The sequence below is a fragment of the Serratia sp. MMO-28 genome (assembly GCF_037199905.1).
Classification (GTDB): Bacteria; Pseudomonadota; Gammaproteobacteria; order Enterobacterales; family Enterobacteriaceae; genus Chania; species Chania oryzae.
Genome location: NZ_JBBCVB010000007.1, coordinates 37,657 through 52,396 on the forward strand (window position 1 = coordinate 37,657; position 14,740 = coordinate 52,396).

The window sequence follows — 14,740 nt, forward strand, 5'->3', positions numbered from 1 at the left end:
TCTTATAGATTTTTAGACAGCATTTTGCGATGCGTGTGGATCGACATCACGATGCCGAAACCAGCCATCAGTACAATCAATGCCGATCCGCCATAGCTGACCAGAGGCAAAGGTACGCCAACTACCGGCAAAATGCCACTGACCATGCCAATGTTAACAAATACATAAACGAACAGGATCAGCATCAGCCCACCCACCATCACACGGCCAAAGGTGGTCTGCGCCCGTGCGGCGATCATCAACCCGCGGGTGATCACCAGCAGATAGAGCACCAGCAGCACCAGAACGCCGATCAGGCCAAGTTCTTCCGCCAGCACCGCAAAGATGAAGTCGGTGTGGCGCTCGGGCAGGAACTCCAGCTGTGACTGCGTTCCTTGCAGCCAGCCTTTACCCGACAGGCCGCCGGAGCCGATGGCGATTTTTGACTGAATAATATGGTAACCGGCCCCTAAAGGATCGCTTTCCGGATCGAGCAGCATCATGACGCGGTCCCGTTGATAATCATGCATCAGGAAGAACCACAGCACCGGAATAAAGGCAGCCACCAGTACGGCAGCAAAGGCAATCAGCTTCCAGCTCATCCCGGATAGGAACAGAACAAACAGGCCGGAGGCGGCGATCAGAATCGAGGTACCGAGATCGGGCTGGGCCGCCACCAGCAGCGTCGGCAGGAAGATCAGGACCAGCGCGATGCCGGTATTTTTCAGCGAGGGTGGGCATACGTCGCGGTTCATAAAGCGTGCCACCATCAGCGGTACGGCGATTTTGGCGATTTCCGACGGCTGAAAACGCACAAAGCCCAGATCCAGCCAGCGTTGTGCCCCTTTGCTGATCTGCCCGAAGGCGTCGACCAGAATCAGCAGGATAACGCAGAAAATATACAGGTAGGGCGCCCAGCTTTCATACACCCGTGGTGGGATCTGCGCCATCACGCCCATCACGATCAGCCCCATCAGGATCTGGCCGATTTTGCGTTCCATCATGCCGATATCCTGACCGCTGGCACTCCACATCACGAATGCGCTATAGACCAGCAGAGCCAGAATAAATAACAGGAAAGTCGGGTCGATATGAAGCTTGGTCCAGATGGACCCCTTTTGTTGGCTTTCAGTCATGTTCTACCTTAATCACCTTCTATACCCGGCGGCAGTGGGACTGCGTCGGGTAATTGCGTATTGTTGTCGCCCAACAGGATATGGTCGAGGATCTGGCGGGTGATGGTCCCTACCGCCGGGCCTGAACCGCCGTTCTCCAGGATGATGGCTACTGAGACCGTTGGGTTGTCGTACGGCGCGAAAGCGGTCATCAGTTTATGGTCACGTAGGTGTTCTGCGAGTTTGTGGGCGTTATAGGTTTCATAACCGAACACCTGTGCGGTTCCCGATTTTGCCGCGGCCTTGTAGGGGGTGCCCTCAAAGAACTTGCGTGCCGTGCCGTTGGGCCGGTTGGCAACGCCGTACATGCCGTCTTTAGCAATTTCCCAGAAGCCTGAATGAATATCACCGATCTGCTTGTGTTCTTCCTGACGGAACGGCACCAGCACCCCGTTGATGCGGGTGCTTTGCAGCAGGTGCGGGATTTTGACATCTCCGTCGTTGATCAGCGTATTCAGAGCCTTGGACATCTGGATCGGCGTAGCGGTCCAGTAACCCTGGCCGATCCCTACCGGAATGGTGTCACCCTGATACCAGGGTTTTTTGAAGCGCTTGAGTTTCCAATCGCGCGTCGGCATCAGGCCGGAACGCTCTTCAGACAGGTCAATACCGGTATAGTCACCGTAGCCGAACTTGCTCAGCCAGCTCGACAGACGATCGATGCCCATATCATAGGCAACCTGATAGAAGAAGGTATCCGCAGACTCTTCCAGGGCTTTGGTGACGTTCAGGCGGCCGTGGCCCCACTTTTTCCAGTCGCGAAAGCGCTTTTCAGAGCCGGGCAGTTGCCACCAGCCGGGATCGAACACCACGGTATTGCGGGTGATCACCCCGGCGCTGAGGGCCGATACGGCGATATAGGGCTTCACCGTGGAGGCTGGGGGGTAAACCCCTTGCGTGGCACGGTTGATCAGCGGGCGGTTCGGATCGTTGAGCAGCCCCTGATAATCCTTGCTGGAGATGCCGTCAACGAACAGGTTCGGATCGTAACTGGGGTTCGAAACCATCGCCAGAATGCCGCCGGTGCGCGGATCGCTGACCACTACGGCGGCTCGGCTGCCCACCAGCAGTTGCTCGATATAGCGTTGCAGGTTGAGATCGAGTGTCAGATAAACGTCTTTGCCAGCGGAAGGCGGCTGCTCATGCAACTGGCGGATCACCCGGCCACGGTTGTTGACTTCCACCTCTTCATAACCGGTTTTGCCGTGCAGGGTATCTTCGTAAAAACGTTCAATGCCCAGTTTGCCGATATCGTGGGTGGCGGCATAGTTGGCGAGCTTGCCATCTTTATCCAGGCGTTCAACGTCGCGATCGTTAATCTTCGACACATAGCCGATCACGTGGGTGAGGGCAGAACCATAAGGGTAGTAACGGCGCTGGTAGCCTTTCACTTCCACGCCGGGAAAACGGAATTGGTTGACGGCAAAGCGCGCAACCTGAACTTCGGTCAGTGCGGTCTTAACCGGGATCGAGACAAAACGGCGTGAGCGCTTGCGTTCTTTCTCAAAATTGGCGATGTCGTCGTCGCTCAGATCGACGATCGGGCGCAGTGCCTGCAGCGTGGCACTGAGATCGTCGACTTTTTCCGGCATCAGTTCCAGTTGGTAGATGGTGCGATTCAGCGCCAGCGGCGTGCCGTTACGATCGTAAATAATGCCGCGGCTGGGGGGGATTGGCACCAGCTTGATGCGGTTTTCGTTGGAACGGGTACGGTAATCCTCAAAGCGAACGATTTGCAGATTATACAGATTGGCAATCAGGATGCCGGTCAGCACCAGAATAACCAAAAACGCCACCAGGGCGCGGCGTACAAACAGGGCAGATTCTGCCGTATAGTCGCGAAAAGGGTTACGATCTATGTTCATCCCGTTACTTTATTTCACTCTGTTACTGTCACCACCGGTCATTCCCGGTGGTAAGGATGATTTGTGGTAATACTCCAGGCGCGATAGAGGCTTTCGGCCACTAAAACACGCACCAAAGGATGTGGTAACGTCAGCGGAGAGAGCGACCAGCTCTGCTCTGCGGCGGCTTTACAGGCCGGCGCCAGCCCTTCCGGGCCACCGATCAGCAGGCTGACGTTACGCCCATCCTGCTTCCAGCGCTCAAGCTGTTGTGCCAACTGGGGCGTCTCCCACGGCGTGCCAGGGATATCCAACGTGACAATGCGGTTGCCTTTGCCCACCGCCGCCAGCATCTGCTCGCCTTCTTTTTCCAGAATGCGTTTGATATCCGCATTTTTGCCACGCTTGCCCGCCGGGATTTCGGTCAGTTCAAACGGCATATCTTTCGGAAAGCGATGCAGGTAATCCATAAAGCCGGTCTGCACCCAGTCTGGCATTTTCGTGCCGACTGCAACCAATTGCAGTTTCACCGCTTAACTCCAGAGTTTTTCCAATTCGTACAGCTGACGGCTTTCTTCCTGCATCACGTGCACAATTACTTCACCCAGATCCACGACTACCCAGTCGGAAACTGCCTGGCCTTTCATGCCGTACAGTTCCATACCGACGGCGCGTGCTTCATCGATCACGCGTTCGGCAATCGACATCACGTGACGGGTCGAGGTGCCGGTGCAGATGATCATGCAATCGGTGATGCTGGATTTGCCCTGTACATCCAGAGCGATAATATCTTGGCCTTTCATGTCATCAATTTTATCGATGACGAAGTCTTGGAGCGCTTTACCTTGCAAAGGTTCCCCCTCGGGTATGTTCTGTTTATCAGACACGTATGTGGCCTGAATAATGATGATATCGGTAGGATCCTGCTCTGTGACCTTGGGTCATTGCCCGGTCAGCCCAGGTTTCCGGGGTTTTCAGTGGATACCTTAAAAAGAGCGGCGCAGTATAGCACTATCTGTATAAACCCTGTAACTCGATATAGCGTTGCACGGCGCGCGGTAATAAATCATCGCAACTGATGCCCTGGTGGCGGCGCTGACGTATCTCGGTCGCCGAGATCTCCAGCAACGGAGTATCAGCCAGGTAGACATAACCCTGCGGTTGCTGGCTGAGCAGGCGGGCATCGCTAACGCGGTGCTGTTCCAGCCATTGCTGCAACTCCGGGGTATCCATGCGATCGTGATAACCGGGGCGCGCCAGCACCAGCAGGTGGCAGACCTCCAGCAACGCCTGCCAGCGGTGCCATTTGTGCAGCGTCAGCAGGGAGTCCTGCCCAATGATAAACGCCAGAGGTAAGGCTGTGCCACGCTGTTGACGAATCGTTTCCAACGTCTCAATGGTGTAGGACGGAGTGGTGCGATGCAGTTCACGATCGTCCACCGCAAACAGGGGGTTGTCGATAATCGCCAACTCAATCATTTTCAACCGTTGCTGCGGGGTGGCTTCCGGCTGTGGCCGGTGCGGCGGTACATGATTGGGCAACAGTGTGATCTGACTCAGGCCAACTTCGCGAGCCAAAGCTTCAACCGGGCGCAGATGGCCGTAGTGAATCGGGTCAAAGGTGCCGCCAAAAAGGGCATGTAGCGTGTTGGCATGTTCCGGTTTAGTGGCCATCAGAGAAACTCGTGGTAAGCGGTTTGCCGCAAATCAGCATCGACAGGGTTTCCAGCTCTGGCCAGACTGACTGGCCGTAATCTTGCTTCAGGGTAACTTCAATTTGTGCCAGCAGACGAACGGCCTGTTGCAACTGTTGGCCCGACAGCCGCTGCAATGCCTGAGTAATCAGGCTGCGGCGATTCTGCCAAACCTTGTGCTGGTCGAACAGGGTACGCAGCGGGGTGCTGGCCATACGGCGCTGCAGGGTCAGCAGCATCAACAGTTCGCGTTGCAGAGTGCGCAACAGAATGACCGGCTCGACATCTTCCTGCTGCAACTGTTGCAGAATATGCCAGGCGCGCTTGCTTTTGCCTGCCAGCAGGGCGTCCAGCCAGTGAAAAGGGCTGAAATGCGCGGCGTCGTTAACCGCCTGCTCAACGCGTGGTAGTGGCAGCTTGCCATCAGGGTGCAACAAGGAGAGCCGTTCCAGCGTCTGCGACAGCGCTAGCAGGTTGCCCTCATAGCAGTAACACAGCAATTGATTGGCGGCGTCGTCAAGTTCCAGTTGCATGGATTTTGCTCGCTGTGCCACCCAGCGCGGCAGTTGCGCCTGCTCCGGTGTCTGGCAACTGATCAAAACGCCGTTTGGGCTGAGCGCTTTAAACCAGGCGCTGTTTTCCTGCGCTTTAGTCAGGCGCGGGCCGCGCAATACCAACAGGATGTCTTCATGCAGCAAACCAGCCAGCTTGACCAGCTGTTCAGCAATTGGGGCGGTTGGGCCATTTTCCGGGAAAGTCAGTAACAGGGTTTGCCGGCTGGCAAACAGGCTCATTGCCTGGCAGATACTGAAAATAGCCTCCCAGTCGGTATGAACATCAAGGGAAATACTGTAATGCTCGGTAAACTGTTGTTGCTGGGCTGCATGACGGATCAGATCCTGGCTTTCCTGCAGCAGCAGCGGTTCGTTGCCACTCAATAAATAACAAGCGCGCAGCCCCTCACGGAGCTGCGCGGCAAGTTGTTCTGGATAGAGACGAATCATTGTGCAGCTTGACTGGCCGCTTTTTCATCGGCGGCAGCGGCTTTCTGTTGAAGACTATTTTCTGCAGCCTGCACTGCCATCAGCTTACGCACAATCTGCTGCGCAGCCTGCTGGCGCATTTCCTGCAGGATGATTTCTTGTTCGGCATCTTTAGCCAGTGCGGTCAACGGGTTATCAAAGAACGCACGAAACACTTTGACGTCCAACGGGTAGATATCATGGCCTGGGATCAAGACCTGTGCCTGCACGGTCATCACCATCTGGTTCTCTGCCGTTTTACCATCCTGGAAGATCGACACAGTATCCTGGCTTAGGGTCGAGTTTACGATGCGCAGAGACGGCACATCCTTACGCTTTGCATCGCTCACAATGGTCACGCCGTTGATGCGTAACTGAGCGCGCACGGCACGCGTCAGCGGGCCAAAGGGATCGTAGCTGTCCAAGATCAGCGTATGCATTTCAGTGGGAACCAGCGCGGTGCCGCGCAGGTGAAAACCGCAGCCGGCGGTGACCAGCACCGCCAACCCCAGCAACAACGTCAGAATACGATGTCGCACAATGCCTCCTTGTGTTAACCCACAACCAGGTTAAGCAATTTGCCCGGAACATAGACCACTTTACGTACCGTGACCCCTTCCAGATATTTGGCCACCAGATGTTCTTCAGCGGCACGTTCACGCACTTGCTCTTCGGTTGCATCGGCGGCCACGGTGATTTTAGCGCGAACTTTACCGTTGACCTGGACTACCACCAGCTTGGAGTCTTCCACCATGGCAGCCTCATCGGCCACTGGCCAGGCGGCGGTATCCACGTCGCCTTCGCCGTTCAGCGCCTGCCACAGAGTGAAACAGACGTGCGGAGTGAATGGATACAGCATGCGAACCACCGCCAGCAAGGCCTCCTGCAGCAGAGCGCGATCCTGATCGGTTTCCTGTGGCGCACGGCCCAGTTTGTTCATCAGCTCCATCACGGCGGCGATCGCGGTGTTGAAGGTTTGACGCCGGCCGATATCGTCGGTCACTTTGGCGATAGTTTTGTGCACGTCGCGGCGCAGCGCTTTTTGATCTGCATTCAGCTCAGCCACGTTCAGCGGCTGAACGGCACCTTTTTCTACGTGATCGTAAGCCAGTTTCCAGACACGTTTCAGGAAGCGGTTCGCTCCTTCAACCCCGGACTCCTGCCATTCCAGCGTCATTTCTGCCGGTGAGGCAAACATCATGAACAGACGAACGGTATCCGCGCCGTATTTTTCCACCATCAACTGTGGGTCGATGCCGTTGTTCTTCGACTTCGACATTTTGCTCATGCCTGCATAGACCAGTTCATGGCCATCAGGATCGGTGGCTTTGACGATGCGGCCTTTCTCGTCGCGCTCAACGATGGCATCCGCCGGAGAAACCCAGATTCGCTCGCCGTTGCTGCCGGTGTAGTAGAAGGCATCTGCCAAGACCATGCCTTGGCACAGCAGGCGTTTGGCGGGTTCATCCGAATTCACCAGGCCAGCATCACGCATCAACTTGTGGAAGAAGCGGAAATACATCAGGTGCATGATCGCGTGTTCGATCCCGCCGATGTACTGATCGACCGGCAGCCAGTAGTTGGCCGCAGCCGGATCCAGCATGCCTTGATCGTACTGCGGGCAGGTATAGCGCGCGTAGTACCAGGACGACTCCATAAAGGTATCGAAGGTGTCGGTCTCGCGCAGCGCTGGCTGGCCGTTAACGGTGGTTTTAGCCCACTCAGGATCGGCTTTGATCGGGCTGGTGATGCCGTCCATCACCACATCTTCTGGCAGGATCACCGGCAGTTGATCTTCTGGCGTTGGCATCACGGTGCCGTCTTCCAGCGTCACCATCGGGATCGGTGCGCCCCAGTAACGCTGGCGGGAAACCCCCCAGTCGCGCAGGCGGTAGTTGACTTTGCGTTGGCCGACGCCCAGGGCAACCAGTTTATCCGCAATGGCATTGAAGCCCGCGTCGTGCTCCAGGCCGTCGAATTCGCCAGAGTTGAACAGCACGCCTTTCTCGGTCATGGCTTCAACGCTGATGTCTGGCTGGCTGCCATCCAGATTCAGGATTACCGGCTTGATCTGCAGGCCATACTTGGTGGCGAATTCCCAGTCACGCTGATCGTGAGCAGGCACTGCCATTACGGCACCGGTGCCATATTCCATCAGTACGAAGTTGGCAACCCAGATCGGCAGCTTTTCACCGCTCAGTGGGTGAATGGCAAACAGGCCGGTGGCCATGCCTTTCTTCTCCATGGTGGCCATGTCCGCTTCGGCAACCTTGGTATTACGGCATTCGTCGATAAATTCGACCAGCGCCGGGTTATTCACGGCACCGAGCTGCGCCAACGGGTGACCGGCCGCCACCGCCACATAGGTGGCACCCATAAAGGTATCTGGGCGGGTGGTGTAGACGGTGACTTGCTCGTCGCTGTTGGCCACGCTGAAGGTGATCTCTACGCCTTCGGAACGGCCAATCCAGTTACGCTGCATGGTTTTCACCTGCTCTGGCCAGCTTTCAAGCGTATCCAGATCGTTCAGCAACTGATCGGCGTAAGCGGTGATTTTAATAAACCACTGTGGGATCTCTTTGCGTTCAACTTTGGTATCGCAGCGCCAGCAGCAGCCGTCGATCACCTGTTCGTTGGCCAGCACGGTCAGATCGTGTGGGCACCAGTTCACCGCAGAGGTCTTCTTGTAAACCAGGCCTTTTTCGTAAAGCTTGGTGAAGAACCATTGTTCCCAGCGGTAGTAGTCTGGTTTGCAGGTGGCGATCTCGCGATCCCAGTCATAGCCGAAGCCCAGCAATTTCAGCTGGTTCTTCATATATTCGATGTTGTCGTAGGTCCACGGTGCCGGTGCGGTGTTGTTTTTCACCGCCGCGCCTTCTGCCGGCAGGCCGAACGCGTCCCAACCGATCGGCTGCAGCACGTTTTTGCCCAACATGCGTTGGTAGCGGGAGATCACGTCGCCAATGGTGTAGTTACGAACATGGCCCATGTGTAGGCGACCAGAAGGATATGGCAGCATGGAAAGGCAGTAATACTTTTCCTTGCTCGCATCTTCGGTAACCTTGAAAGTTTGCTTCTCTTGCCAGTGAAGCTGTACGTTCGATTCTATCTCTTCGGGGCGGTATTGCTCTTGCATGGCGGCCGGTGGTCCTGTAGGTGTGAAACAGCTACATCCGTAGCATTCTGTTGAGTACTTAGATCCGCATAGCATAGCTGATAAGACCTCCCGGCAACAACACCAAGCGCCCCGACGCGGCGTATTTAAAAAAAACATCGCCATGATGTGATCCACCGCCGGTCAATCTTCCACACTCATCGAGTGTCATCAGGGTTTTAAGGCTAAAATGAAAGGATAAGTCCGGTCACGGCAGTTCATCGAGGAGAAAGTATGAACAAGGTTGCTCAGTATTACCGCGAATTGGTGGCATCTCTGACGGAACGTTTGAAGAACGGGGAGCGTGATATCGACGAGCTGGTTGCCAGCGCCGAGAAACGTTTGGACGAAGTGGGGGAGTTAACTCGTACCGAGGTGGAACAGGTTACTCAAGCCGTGCGCCGCGATCTGGAAGAGTTTGCCCGTAGCTATAAAGAGAGCCAGGATGATCTCACCGACAGCGTATTTATGCGGGTGATTAAAGAAAGCCTGTGGCAGGAGCTGGCGGATATCACCGACAAAACCCAGTTGGAATGGCGTGAGGTTTTCAAAGACGTCAGCCACCACGGCGTGTATCACAGTGGCGAAGTGGTAGGGTTGGGGAATCTGGTGTGTGAGCAATGCCACCACCATCTGGCATTCTATACGCCAGAAGTGCTGCCGCTGTGCCCGAAATGCGGCCACGATCAGTTCCAGCGCCGGCCGTTTGAGCCTTAAGATCGGCAACCTGTCAGCATGATGGATGCGCCCCATAGCGGGGCGCATCAGAAGCCTTAGTGAAGAATTTTGGCCAGAAAGTCTTTGGCGCGATCGGACTGTGGATTGTTGAAGAAATCGTCTTTATTACGATCTTCAACGATTTTCCCTTCATCCATAAAGATCACCCGGTGAGCCACCTTACGGGCAAAGCCCATTTCGTGTGTCACCACCATCATAGTCATCCCTTCTTGTGCCAGTTTCACCATAACGTCCAGCACTTCGTTGATCATTTCCGGGTCGAGAGCGGAAGTGGGTTCATCGAACAGCATGGCGATCGGATCCATACATAACGCACGGGCGATCGCGACACGCTGCTGCTGGCCGCCGGACAACTGGCCGGGGAACTTGTTGGCATGTGCGGAAAGGCCGACGCGCTCAAGCAATTTCAACCCTTTCTCGCGTGAGGCTTCCTTGTCGCGTTTGAGCACTTTGATCTGTGCTAACGTCAGGTTTTCAATGATCGACAGGTGCGGGAACAGCTCAAAATGCTGGAACACCATGCCGACTTTAGAACGTAGTTGCGCCAGATTGGTACTCTTGTTGTTAACCTGCGTGCCGTTCACCAGAATATCGCCTTTCTGGATGGGTTCCAGCCCGTTGACCGTTTTAATCAGGGTAGACTTGCCTGAGCCTGAAGGACCGCAGACCACCACCACTTCGCCTTTTTTGACTTCAGTGCTGCAATCGGTCAGAACCTGAAAGTGACCGTACCACTTAGAAACATTTTTCAGGGATATCATCAAACAGTCCTTTTCTTCAAATAGCTTACCAGCGCCGATGCGGCGATACTGATAACAAAATAGACAAGACCCGCAAACAGGATCATTTCAACCTGCGTGCCGTCGCGCTCGCCGATGGTGGAGGCAGTACGGAAGAAATCTGCCAGGCTCAGCACGTAAACCAGCGAGGTATCCTGGAACAAAACGATCCCCTGGGTCAACAGCAGCGGCACCATGGCGCGGAACGCCTGCGGCAGGATCACCAGCCGCATGGACTGCCAGTTCGTCATCCCCAGCGCTAGCGCTGCAGAAGATTGGCCGCGTGACACGCTCTCAATACCGGCGCGGATAATCTCCGAGTAATAGGCGGCCTCAAACAGGGAGAAGGCCACCATGGCCGAGATCAGACGAATATCGGTTTTCGGTGACAGCCCCAGCACCTGTTGCAACAGGCTTGGTACCACCAGATAGAACCACAGAAGCACCATCACCAGCGGAACGGAGCGGAACAGGTTGACATACAGCGCCGCAAACCAACTGATTGGCTTGATCGGTGACAGGCGCATGACCGCCAGAATAGTTCCCCAGATGATGCCAAAGACGATGGCCGTCAGGGTAATCTTCAGCGTAACCATTAACCCTTGCAGCAGATACGGGAAGCTCGGGACAATGGATCCCCAATCAAATTCGTACATTATTTACTCCCCATATTGCCGGGTAACTGCACTTTCTTCTCGACGATACGCATCAGCAGCATAATTACGGCGTTAATACCGATATACGCGAGGGTGATGGCAGTAAAGGATTCATAAGCATGCGCGGAGTAATCGAGCAGTTTACCGGCCTGGGCGGCCATATCCACCAGGCCGATGGTAGAGGCGATGGCGGAGTTTTTCACCAGGTTGAGCATCTCCGAAGTCATCGGTGGCACAATCACCCGATAGGCATTCGGTAACAGTACGTAACGATAGGTTTGTGGCAACGTCAGGCCCATGGCTAGCCCGGCGGCGCGTTGGCCGCGTGGCAGGGATTGGATCCCGGCGCGCACCTGTTCGCAGACGCGGGCCGCGGTGAACAGCCCAAGGCACAGCATGGAAGAGACGAAGAACTGAATGTTAGGGTCCAGTTCGGTTTTAAACCACATGCCAAGATCGGCAGGCAGCAGTTCCGGCATCACCAGATACCAGGTGAAGAACTGTACGATCAGCGGCACGTTACGGAACAGCTCGACGTAGCAAGTTCCCAGCGTTGAGAGAAAACGGTTTGGCACGGTCCGCAAGATGCCGAACAGTGAACCGACAAAGAAAGCGATCACCCATGCACAGACGGAGAGGGCGACCGTGACCTGAAAGCCGGACCAAATCCAGCCAAGGTAAGTGGTATTCCCAAACGGGGCCTGCTGCAGGAAGATACCCCAGTTCCAATCTATTGACATAACAAACTCCGTTAAGCAGGTGCAGAGCACCTTAAAGCTTGATGACGATTCAGCAGCGGCAGCGCACGCAATGCACTGGTTGAAGGGGGGATGCGGGAGGGGAACGGCCCCCCGCATACCTGTTGCCCATAATCAGCCATCAACAAAACCGGTTGTTCCGGCTTTATCTTTTATTAGTTCAGTGCTTTGTCGTTAGGTTCTTTGAACAATTGCTTCATGTCGTCAGACAGTTCGAAGTTCATGTTGAGATTTTTTGGTGGGATCGGTTGCTTGAACCAGACATCAAACCATTTGACGGCTTCACCAGAGGTCTGCGCTTGAGCGATGGTATCGTCAACCAGTTTTTTGAATTGGGCATCGTCTTTACGCATCATGCAGCCATAGGCCTCTTTGGATTGCGGAGTGCCGACGATTTCCCACTGATCGGGTTTCTTGGCTTTCGCCCGCTCGCCCGCCAGCAGCGCATCATCCATCATAAAGGCCACGGCACGGCCGCTTTCCAGGGTACGGAAGGAGTCACCATGGTCTTTGGCGCTGATGATGCGCATCTTCATCTGATCTTTGTCGTTCAGTTTGTTAAGCAGCACTTCAGAGGTGGTGCCTGAAGTTACCACAACCGGTTTACCTGCCAGATCTTTGAAATCTTTGATATCGGAGCCTTTCTTCGCCAGCAGGCGGGTACCGACGACGAAGATGGTATTCGAGAACGCAGCCTGCTGTTGGCGCTCAAGGTTGTTGGTGGTGGAACCACACTCAAAATCGAAGGTGCCGTTCTGCAGCAGTGGAATGCGGTTTTGCGAGGTAATCGGCAGCATTTTCACCTGCAGATTTGGCGCATCCAATTTTTTCTTAACGGCTTCAACGATCTGGTTGGAATAATCCTGGGAATAGCCCACCACTTTTTGCTGGTTGTCGTAATAGGAGAATGGCACTGAGGATTCACGGTGGCCGACAACAATCACACCGTTGTCTTTGATTTTCTTCAGCGTACCGGTCAGTTCTTCCGCATGGGCTACGCTACAAGACATACCGATAAGCAGTAGCGATAACGCCAATTTACGCATTTGCATGGTCCAACTCCTCTGATGTTGTGATTGCCCGAGCTTAGCGAGCATCGGGTGAAAACGGCTATTACCGACTTGTGTTATAGAGACTCTTAGACGGATTGCCGATAGAAAATAGCCGATTGTGAACAGTATGAAACTAATTTGTTTCATTTTTTGCGACATCACGCGCACCAAATGGATGCAATAAACGGCCATTGCACTTTGCGGGTGCATATTATGCTCTGGCGCTGTGCATTGGGTGCCGCACGATATCAGTAAAAATCAATCATTACCTGTTACCGAGGAATTAAAGCAAGGAGCGTGCCAGAAGGAGAAGGGAGAAATGAAGCAGGGCGCATTAGCGCCCTGAAAAGCAACTACTTACGCCGTAATCGAGCGATCAGCGCCATACCGCCCAGCAGCAGGGTGATGAGCCAAACCGGGGCGGAACCAAAGCGCGCATACGGCGTAACGCCAGTGGTTGGGGTGACTTCCGCCGCCAGCACTTTGCGGGTGAACTGCGGGATCGACGCCTGCACTTCGCCCATTGGGCCTACCACTGCGGTAATACCATTATTGGTGCTGCGCAGCAGAGGGCGGCCCAATTCCAGCGCACGCATGCGTGCCATCTGGAAATGCTGCCACGGGCCGATGGAGTGGCCGAACCAGGCATCGTTGGAGACCGTCAGCAGGAAGTGGGTATCTGGCCGGAAATTATCGCGTACCTGCTGGCCCAGTACGATTTCATAGCAGATAGCTGCCGTCAGGTTGAAACCGCGTACGTTCAACTGTGGCTGCACGTAATCGCCACGGCTGAAGGAAGACATCGGCAGGTCGAACAACGGGGCTAGTGGGCGTAACAGCGTTTCCAACGGCACGAATTCACCGAACGGCACCAGATGGTGCTTGTTGTAGCGATTAGCTGCCGGGTAGCTGTACGGCGTTTCTTCCCCCAAGACGATCACGCTGTTGAAGAACTGAGTGCCCTGTGCCGTGGCGCGGGCGTCGACGATCCCGGTAACCAGGCTGCTGTTTTTGGCGCGCATCAGGTCATCCATCATGGTGAGAAAACCGTTCTGGTTGCTCTCCACGTCTGGAATGGCGGACTCCGGCCAGATGATGATCGGCGCTTTACCCATAAATGGCCGGCTCTCATCCAGGTAGGTTTGCAGCGTACTGACCAGTGACTTGGGATCCCACTTCATCGATTGTGCGATATTGCCCTGCACCATGGCGACATTCACCGTTTTTTCCGGCAGTGGGGTAAACCAGTGCAGTTGGCGCAGCGGCCAAGGCAGCAACAGCATGGCGATCGCAATGAGCGCTGGGGTGAGACGGCGTTGATTAAGGGCAAAAACCAGCAGGCCGCTGAGGGACATCAGGATCAGCGTGATCGCGTCAACGCCCAACAATGGCGCAATGCCTTTCAGCGGGCCGTCGATCTGGCTGTAACCAAATTGCAGCCAAGGGAAACCGGTGAGCACCCAACCACGCAGGAATTCCGTCAGTTGCCACAGCGCCGGTGCGGCAATCGCCAGCCGCCACCAGGTGGTGCGTGGCCAGATGCGCGTTAGCAGCCCGGCAAACAACCCGGTATACAGCGCAAGATAGGCCGCCAGCAGCGCAACCAGGAAGATATTGATGGCAAACGGCATGCCGCCGAAATCGGCAATGCTGACGTAAACCCAGTTCACACCGGTGCCGAACAGCCCTAATCCCCAGCAGAAACCAAGCAGGGCGGATTGGCGGGTGGTGCGGTTGAGCGTCACGGCCAACAGGCCGAACAGTGAAACAATGGCCGCAGGCCAGAAATCGTAAGGGGAGAAGGCCAGCGTGCCGCTGGCACCGGACAATAGCGCCAGCAGGGCGCGAACCCGCTGGCGTTCAAGTAAGAAGGCTTTAGCCATGTGTGA

14 protein-coding genes are annotated in these 14,740 nt (G+C 55.3%); 1 reads left to right on the plus strand and 13 read right to left on the minus strand.

Annotated features, from left to right (window positions below):
- Positions 1–2: 2 nt before the first annotated feature.
- The 8 genes from mrdB to leuS all read right to left on the minus strand — a co-directional run bounded on the left by mrdB (position 3) and on the right by leuS (position 8,850).
- Positions 3–1,115, minus strand: a complete 1,113-nt coding sequence (mrdB, locus tag WG891_RS07895) for a peptidoglycan glycosyltransferase MrdB (RefSeq protein ID WP_337262037.1) — start codon at positions 1,113–1,115, stop codon at positions 3–5.
- A gap of 8 nt (positions 1,116–1,123) precedes the next feature.
- Entirely contained in the window at positions 1,124–3,019 is a 1,896-nt protein-coding gene (mrdA, locus tag WG891_RS07900; RefSeq protein WP_337262038.1) for a peptidoglycan DD-transpeptidase MrdA, read from the minus strand.
- Between the two features lie 38 nt (positions 3,020–3,057).
- The gene (gene rlmH, locus WG891_RS07905) at positions 3,058–3,528 is read right to left on the minus strand and encodes a 23S rRNA (pseudouridine(1915)-N(3))-methyltransferase RlmH (RefSeq protein WP_004949595.1); all 471 of its coding nucleotides are present in this window, start codon (positions 3,526–3,528) and stop codon (positions 3,058–3,060) included.
- A gap of 3 nt (positions 3,529–3,531) precedes the next feature.
- On the minus strand, positions 3,532–3,849 hold the full coding sequence (gene rsfS, locus WG891_RS07910) for a ribosome silencing factor (protein ID WP_076941232.1): 318 nt from the start codon (positions 3,847–3,849) through the stop codon (positions 3,532–3,534).
- A gap of 160 nt (positions 3,850–4,009) precedes the next feature.
- Positions 4,010–4,672 (minus strand): nicotinate-nucleotide adenylyltransferase, encoded by a 663-nt coding sequence (nadD, locus tag WG891_RS07915; RefSeq protein ID WP_337262039.1) that lies wholly within the window; start codon positions 4,670–4,672, stop codon positions 4,010–4,012.
- Positions 4,662–5,696, minus strand: a complete 1,035-nt coding sequence (gene holA, locus WG891_RS07920) for a DNA polymerase III subunit delta (protein ID WP_337262040.1) — start codon at positions 5,694–5,696, stop codon at positions 4,662–4,664. Before holA ends, nadD begins: the two co-directional genes overlap by 11 nt.
- Positions 5,693–6,253: an LPS assembly lipoprotein LptE gene (gene lptE, locus WG891_RS07925; protein WP_337262041.1), complete on the minus strand. Its 561-nt coding sequence runs from the start codon at positions 6,251–6,253 to the stop codon at positions 5,693–5,695. The genes holA and lptE overlap by 4 nt, the downstream gene beginning before the upstream one ends.
- Positions 6,254–6,267: 14 nt before the next feature.
- A complete protein-coding gene (leuS, locus tag WG891_RS07930; protein ID WP_337262042.1) occupies positions 6,268–8,850 on the minus strand; it encodes a leucine--tRNA ligase in 2,583 nt (860 codons plus the stop codon).
- 252 nt (positions 8,851–9,102) lie between these two features.
- Between leuS and WG891_RS07935 the strand changes: the two genes are divergently transcribed.
- Complete coding sequence (locus tag WG891_RS07935; RefSeq protein WP_076940785.1) at positions 9,103–9,585, plus strand: zinc ribbon-containing protein; 483 nt, start codon at positions 9,103–9,105, stop codon at positions 9,583–9,585.
- 56 nt (positions 9,586–9,641) lie between these two features.
- Here WG891_RS07935 and WG891_RS07940 read toward each other — a convergent pair whose 3' ends face one another.
- The 5 genes from WG891_RS07940 to lnt form a co-directional block, all read right to left on the minus strand.
- The gene (locus tag WG891_RS07940) at positions 9,642–10,367 is read right to left on the minus strand and encodes an amino acid ABC transporter ATP-binding protein (RefSeq protein WP_076940787.1); all 726 of its coding nucleotides are present in this window, start codon (positions 10,365–10,367) and stop codon (positions 9,642–9,644) included.
- On the minus strand, positions 10,367–11,041 hold the full coding sequence (gltK, locus tag WG891_RS07945; protein WP_076940789.1) for a glutamate/aspartate ABC transporter permease GltK: 675 nt from the start codon (positions 11,039–11,041) through the stop codon (positions 10,367–10,369). The genes WG891_RS07940 and gltK overlap by 1 nt, the downstream gene beginning before the upstream one ends.
- Entirely contained in the window at positions 11,041–11,781 is a 741-nt protein-coding gene (locus tag WG891_RS07950; RefSeq protein ID WP_076940791.1) for an amino acid ABC transporter permease, read from the minus strand. Before WG891_RS07950 ends, gltK begins: the two co-directional genes overlap by 1 nt.
- Before the next feature lie 173 nt (positions 11,782–11,954).
- Positions 11,955–12,851, minus strand: coding sequence for an amino acid ABC transporter substrate-binding protein (locus tag WG891_RS07955; RefSeq protein WP_076940793.1), 897 nt, complete (start codon positions 12,849–12,851; stop codon positions 11,955–11,957).
- A gap of 353 nt (positions 12,852–13,204) precedes the next feature.
- Complete coding sequence (gene lnt / locus WG891_RS07960) at positions 13,205–14,734, minus strand: apolipoprotein N-acyltransferase (RefSeq protein WP_337262043.1); 1,530 nt, start codon at positions 14,732–14,734, stop codon at positions 13,205–13,207.
- Positions 14,735–14,740: the final 6 nt, after the last annotated feature.

Excerpts from the sequence above, each read along its gene's own strand:
- mrdB (WP_337262037.1), bottom strand. The coding sequence starts at position 1,115 with ATGACTGAAAGCCAACAAAAGGGGTCCATCTGGACCAAGCTTCATATC.
- mrdA (WP_337262038.1), bottom strand. The coding sequence starts at position 3,019 with ATGAACATAGATCGTAACCCTTTTCGCGACTATACGGCAGAATCTGCC.
- WG891_RS07935 (WP_076940785.1), top strand. The coding sequence starts at position 9,103 with ATGAACAAGGTTGCTCAGTATTACCGCGAATTGGTGGCATCTCTGACG.
- nadD (WP_337262039.1), bottom strand. The coding sequence starts at position 4,672 with ATGGCCACTAAACCGGAACATGCCAACACGCTACATGCCCTTTTTGGC.
- WG891_RS07955 (WP_076940793.1), bottom strand. The coding sequence starts at position 12,851 with ATGCAAATGCGTAAATTGGCGTTATCGCTACTGCTTATCGGTATGTCT.
- WG891_RS07950 (WP_076940791.1), bottom strand. The coding sequence starts at position 11,781 with ATGTCAATAGATTGGAACTGGGGTATCTTCCTGCAGCAGGCCCCGTTT.
- gltK (WP_076940789.1), bottom strand. The coding sequence starts at position 11,041 with ATGTACGAATTTGATTGGGGATCCATTGTCCCGAGCTTCCCGTATCTG.
- lnt (WP_337262043.1), bottom strand. The coding sequence starts at position 14,734 with ATGGCTAAAGCCTTCTTACTTGAACGCCAGCGGGTTCGCGCCCTGCTG.
- holA (WP_337262040.1), bottom strand. The coding sequence starts at position 5,696 with ATGATTCGTCTCTATCCAGAACAACTTGCCGCGCAGCTCCGTGAGGGG.
- WG891_RS07940 (WP_076940787.1), bottom strand. The coding sequence starts at position 10,367 with ATGATATCCCTGAAAAATGTTTCTAAGTGGTACGGTCACTTTCAGGTT.
- leuS (WP_337262042.1), bottom strand. The coding sequence starts at position 8,850 with ATGCAAGAGCAATACCGCCCCGAAGAGATAGAATCGAACGTACAGCTT.